Annotated in this window: 6 protein-coding genes and 1 pseudogene; 4 read left to right on the top strand and 3 right to left on the bottom strand. The window is 67.8% G+C overall.

All coding sequences use genetic code 11. The features are described 5' to 3' along the window. The coding region (locus tag A5698_RS12295) for a DsbA family protein (protein WP_156670723.1) at positions 1 to 470 on the top strand (470 nt) is incomplete at its 5' end. On the opposite strand, the gene A5698_RS12290 is transcribed toward A5698_RS12295, so the two are convergent. Continuing rightward, positions 467 to 1,189: a VTT domain-containing protein gene (locus A5698_RS12290; RefSeq protein ID WP_068296967.1), complete on the bottom strand. Its 723-nt coding sequence runs from the start codon at positions 1,187 to 1,189 to the stop codon at positions 467 to 469. The genes A5698_RS12295 and A5698_RS12290 overlap by 4 nt on opposite strands. An 86-nt stretch (positions 1,190 to 1,275) precedes the next feature. On the opposite strand from A5698_RS12290, the gene A5698_RS12285 reads away from it, so the two are divergent. Together A5698_RS12285 and fbaA are read left to right on the top strand one after the other, a co-directional pair. Next, positions 1,276 to 2,289 (top strand): alcohol dehydrogenase catalytic domain-containing protein, encoded by a 1,014-nt coding sequence (locus A5698_RS12285; RefSeq protein WP_067091851.1) that lies wholly within the window; start codon positions 1,276 to 1,278, stop codon positions 2,287 to 2,289. 49 nt (positions 2,290 to 2,338) lie between these two features. After that, the gene (gene fbaA, locus A5698_RS12280; protein ID WP_068296964.1) at positions 2,339 to 3,379 is read left to right on the top strand and encodes a class II fructose-bisphosphate aldolase; all 1,041 of its coding nucleotides are present in this window, start codon (positions 2,339 to 2,341) and stop codon (positions 3,377 to 3,379) included. Here fbaA and A5698_RS12275 read toward each other — a convergent pair whose 3' ends face one another. Beyond that, positions 3,380 to 4,219: an Rv0361 family membrane protein gene (locus tag A5698_RS12275; RefSeq protein ID WP_068296960.1), complete on the bottom strand. Its 840-nt coding sequence runs from the start codon at positions 4,217 to 4,219 to the stop codon at positions 3,380 to 3,382. Between the two features lie 117 nt (positions 4,220 to 4,336). Here A5698_RS12275 and A5698_RS12270 point away from each other — a divergent pair, with 117 nt between their 5' ends. Further along, entirely contained in the window at positions 4,337 to 4,753 is a 417-nt protein-coding gene (locus tag A5698_RS12270) for a DUF3151 domain-containing protein (protein ID WP_068296972.1), read from the top strand. Here A5698_RS12270 and A5698_RS28580 read toward each other — a convergent pair. Further along, positions 4,754 to 4,894: pseudogene (locus A5698_RS28580) on the bottom strand (cation diffusion facilitator family transporter); the annotation flags it as partial.

Below are 4,894 nucleotides of genomic sequence, written 5' to 3'. Positions count from 1 at the left end.
CGCTGGTGGAATACGGCGACTTCGAGTGCCCGTTCTGCAGCCGGGCGACCGGGGCGATCGACGAGGTGCGCGCGCACTTCGGCAGCGAACTGCGCTACGTGTGGCGTCATCTACCGCTGGAGCGCGCCCATCCCCGGGCCTTCGATGCCGCACGCGCGAGCGAGGCGGCCTCGCTGCAGGACAGGTTCTGGGAGATGGCCCGCGAACTTTTCGGCCACCAGGACGACCTGGAGTGGTCGGACATGTACCGCTACGCCGTGGCCGCGGGTTGCGACATCGAGCGGTTCGACCAGGACGTGCGCGTGCACCCGTCGGCGGTGCTGCACCACGTCCAGGACGATGCGCAGGATGCGGAGCTGATGGACCTGAACTCGACGCCGACGTTCTTCGTCAACGGCAAGCGGCACAAGGGTCCATGGGATGCGGCCAGCTTGATCCGAGCCCTCGAGAACAGCCGGCCCGGTCGTTAACCCTGCTCGCCGGTTTCCACCGGGGGCGTCGCGATGCCGGCTCGTTTGGCCGCGCGCCGCCGCTTGTACCACTCGATGAACATCGGCAGCACCGACACCACGACGATCGCGACCACGATCGGTTCGAGCAGCTTCTGGATGACCTCGAACCGGCCGAGCCAGTAGCCGAGCAGCGTCAGGCCGACGCCCCACACGACGGCGCCGATCACGTTGAACAATGTGAACGCCGCGTAGCTCATCCTGGCCGCGCCCGCTGTGATCGGTGCGAGTGTGCGCACGATCGGCACGAAGCGCGCGATGACGATCGCGAACGGTCCCCGCTGCTCGAAGAACACGTGAGCCTCGTCGAGGTACTTCTGTTTGAGGAATCGGGCGTCGGGCTTGAACATCGCGGTACCGACGTTGCGCCCGATCCAGTACCCCACCTGACCGCCGAGTATCGCGGCGACGGGGATGAACACCAGCAACTGCCAGAGCTGGAAGTTGATGACGTCGCCACCACCCTCGGCCAGCGCGGCCGTGCCCGCGGCCAGCATGCCCGCCACGAACAGCAGCGAGTCACCCGGCAGGACCGGGAACAGCACCCCGGACTCAACGAAGATGACCACCAGCAGCCCGACCAGAGCCCACGTGCCGAAGTAACCGAGCAGCGTCATCGGATCGAGGAAATCCGGCATGAGCGCCAGCCGGTCGGTCGCCGCGAGGGCCGAGGTGGTCATGGCTCACCAAGATACCGGCGTCGCGACGCCCGTCCGCCCGCGCGCAGGGGATGCGCCCGGCCGGCGTTCGTCACTAATGTCTGTCTATGCCCACTCACAAGGCGGTTCTCGTCGAATCCGTCGGCGGTTCTCTCACCCTCTCCGACGTCGAGACGACGCCGCCCCCGCCGCGGCACGTGCGGATCGCCGTCGCGGCGTGCGGTGTGTGCGGCACCGACCACGGTTTCGTCGCCGGCGGTTTCCCCAACCTGAACTGGCCCATCACGCTGGGCCACGAGGTCGCCGGGACCGTCGCCGAGGTGGGCCCCGACGTCGAGGACTTCGCCGTCGGTGATCGCGTCGCCGTCGGATGGTTCGGCGGCAACTGCAACCGCTGCGTGCCCTGTCGCAAGGGCCAGTTCATGCAGTGCGAACGCATGCAGGTGCCGAGTTGGCACTATCCCGGCGGTTACGCGGAATCGATGGTCGCGCCCGTCACCGCGCTCGCGCGCATTCCCGAGGAACTGTCGTTCGCCGAGGCCGCCCCGATGGGTTGCGCGGGCGTCACCACCTTCAACGGCCTGCGCCAGACGAGGGCGAAATCCGGCGACCTGGTGGCCGTGCTCGGTGTGGGCGGCCTCGGCCACCTGGGCGTGCAGTTCGCACGGGCGATGGGCTTCGAAACCGTGGCGATCGCGCGCGGGGCCGACAAGGAGGCCGACGCCCGCGAACTGGGTGCCCACCATTACATCGACTCGAGGGCCGTCGATGTCGCCGCGGCGCTGAAGGACCTCGGCGGTGCCGCGGTGGTGTTGGCGACTGCCGCCAATTCGCAGGCGATGGCCGACACCGTCGGCGGCCTGGCCCCCCAGGGTGAGCTCGTCATCATCGGCGTCACGGCCGACCCGCTGCCGATCGCCCCGATCCAGTTGATCAACGACGGGTTGAGTGTCAGCGGCCACCCGTCGGGCACCTCGCGCGACGTCGAAGAGACCATGCACTTCGCCGTGCAGAGCGGGGTGCGCGCCAGGATCGAGGAGCGACCGCTGGCCGAGGCCGCCGAGGCCTTCGCCGCGATGGAGGAGGGCCGCGCGCGGTACCGCATGGTCTTGACCATGTGAATCGGCCGCCGCGGTGGGATAATCACCGAAACCGGTAAGAGGAGGGCTCATGCCCATCGCAACGCCCGAGGTGTACGGGGAAATGCTCGACCGGGCCAAGGAGCACCGTTACGCCTTTCCCGCGATCAACTGCACGTCGTCGGAGACCGTCAACGCCGCCATCAAGGGCTTCGCCGACGCCGGCAGCGACGGGATCATCCAATTCTCCACGGGCGGAGCGGAATTCGCGTCCGGCCTCGGTGTCAAGGACATGGTCACCGGTGCGGTCGCTCTGGCCGAGTTCGCCCACGTCATCGCCGATAAGTATCCGGTCACGGTGGCGCTGCACACCGACCACTGCCCCAAGGACAAGCTCGACACCTACGTGCGCCCCCTGCTCGCGGTTTCGCAACAACGGGTCTCCGGCGGTGGGCAGCCGCTTTTCCACTCGCACATGTGGGACGGCTCGGCGGTCCCGCTCGACGAAAACCTCGAGATCGCACGCGAATTGCTGAAGGACGCCGCGGCAGCGAAGATCGTGCTGGAGATCGAGATCGGCGTCGTCGGCGGTGAAGAGGACGGCGTCGCCAACGAGATCAACGACAAGCTGTACACGACGGCCGAGGATTTCGAGAAGACCGTCGAGGTACTGGGCGCGGGCGAACACGGCCGCTACCTGCTGGCGGCCACGTTCGGCAACGTGCACGGCGTGTACAAACCGGGCAACGTCAAACTCCGGCCCGAGATCCTCGACGAGGGGCAGAAGGTCGCGGCAGCCAAGCTCGGATTGGATTCGGACGCAAAGCCTTTCGATTTCGTCTTCCACGGCGGCTCAGGTTCGCTCAAGTCCGAGATAGAGGACGCGTTGCGCTACGGCGTGGTGAAGATGAACGTCGACACCGACACCCAATATGCGTTCACCCGACCGGTCGCGGCGCACATGTTCACCAAGTACGACGGCGTGCTGAAGATCGACGGTGAGGTCGGGGACAAGAAGGCCTACGATCCGCGCAGCTATCTGAAGAAGGCCGAGGCGTCGATGACCGAACGCGTCGTCGAGGCGTGCCGGGATCTGCACAGCGCCGGCCGTTCGGTCACCGCCGACCGGTGATCACTGAGGCGCCTGGCAGATCTTCCACTGGTCGTCGCGGAACTCCAGATCGAAGCTGCGCGTCGAGCGGGTCTGCGGGGCGTACGCCATGAAGGCGGTGACGTTCGCTTCGGCGTGGTCGCCGTTGATCACCACCTGGTCGATGCTCGCTACCACCGGATACTGCTTTGCGGCCGCGACTCGTTCGTGGATCTCCGCCCAGGTCTTGTCGTCGTACCTGACGTAGCTGTCCCGCTTGCTCCCGCAGGTGATGCTGCGCAGTTTCGCCAGATCGCCGCTCTGGATCGCGCTGTCGAACTCGGAGATGGTGTTGCGGACCATCTCCTCCTGCGACGCCTTCGGCGTCGAATCCCTGGTCAACAGCACCGTGCCCAGCACCGCGATCGCCACGAGCGCGGCGATGACCAGCACGACGGCCACCACCCAACCCCAGCTGCGGCGCTGCTGCGGCGGTCTGGGCGCTTCACCCCGTGGCGGAATGACCTGCGGGGCAACGGATTTCTGGCCGGGGGAGGCGAACACCTCGGTTGCCGGTTCGGTCGGGGTGTCGATCCGCTGCGTCGTGCCCGCGTCGAACCCGGACGGTGCGGTGAACCGGCGCTCGCCCTCGTCGACGGCCACCGCAGGCTCGGTCGCGGGTTGAGCGGTCGACATCACCTCGGTCGCGGGTTCGTGATCGGCGTGCGGTTCGATCACCTCGGTGGCCGGTTCGGCCCCGTCTTGGGCCTCCTCCGTCGGCGAAGCGTCGCCGCTTTGGGGGTTCTCGGAGGCGTGAACGTCCGAGGCGTCCGATCCCTCCGGATGTTCTTCCGGCTGGTCAGGCCCTGATGGATTCGACATGCCCGCTGCGGTCCTCCCTTACGACGCTACGGCGGGAAGCTTAGTCATCGCTCGGGCATGCGCGCTCGGACCCGTGCGGTGCGGGCGGCGTCGACTCGCACGGGCACAATGGGGGTCATGACAGGGATGGGTGATCTCCTCGGACCGGATCCGGTACGGCTGCCCGGCGACAGCGAGGCGGAAGCCGAACTCGCCTCGGGCGAGACGCCCGCGATCGTGGCGGCCGCGCATCCGTCCGCGTCGGTCGCATGGGCGACGCTGGCCGAGGAGGCGCTCGAGGAAGACAGGGCGATCACCGCGTACGCCTATGCGCGCACCGGATACCACCGCGGGCTGGATCAGCTGCGCCGCAACGGCTGGAAGGGCTTCGGTCCGGTGCCCTACAGCCACGAGCCCAACCGTGGTTTCCTGCGCTGTGTCGCCGCCCTGGCCCGTGCGGCCGACGCGATCGGCGAGACCGATGAGAACCAGCGCTGCCTGGATCTGCTCGACGACTGCGATCCGTCGGCGCGGGCCGAATTCGGGCTCGCCTGACTACTCCGCCTCGCAGTTGCACTCCCCGGCGCCGTCGCCCGGTTCGACCTGAACCGTCGCATGGTCCAGCCCGCGTTCGGTGAGCACGGCGCGCGCATCGTCGAGCACCAGCGCCGAATCGCGGTCGCTGGTCAGATGCGC

Source organism: Mycobacterium sp. E136 (assembly GCF_001666865.1).
Classification (GTDB): domain Bacteria; phylum Actinomycetota; class Actinomycetes; order Mycobacteriales; family Mycobacteriaceae; genus Mycobacterium.
This window is presented reverse-complemented; position numbering and strand designations above follow the sequence as displayed.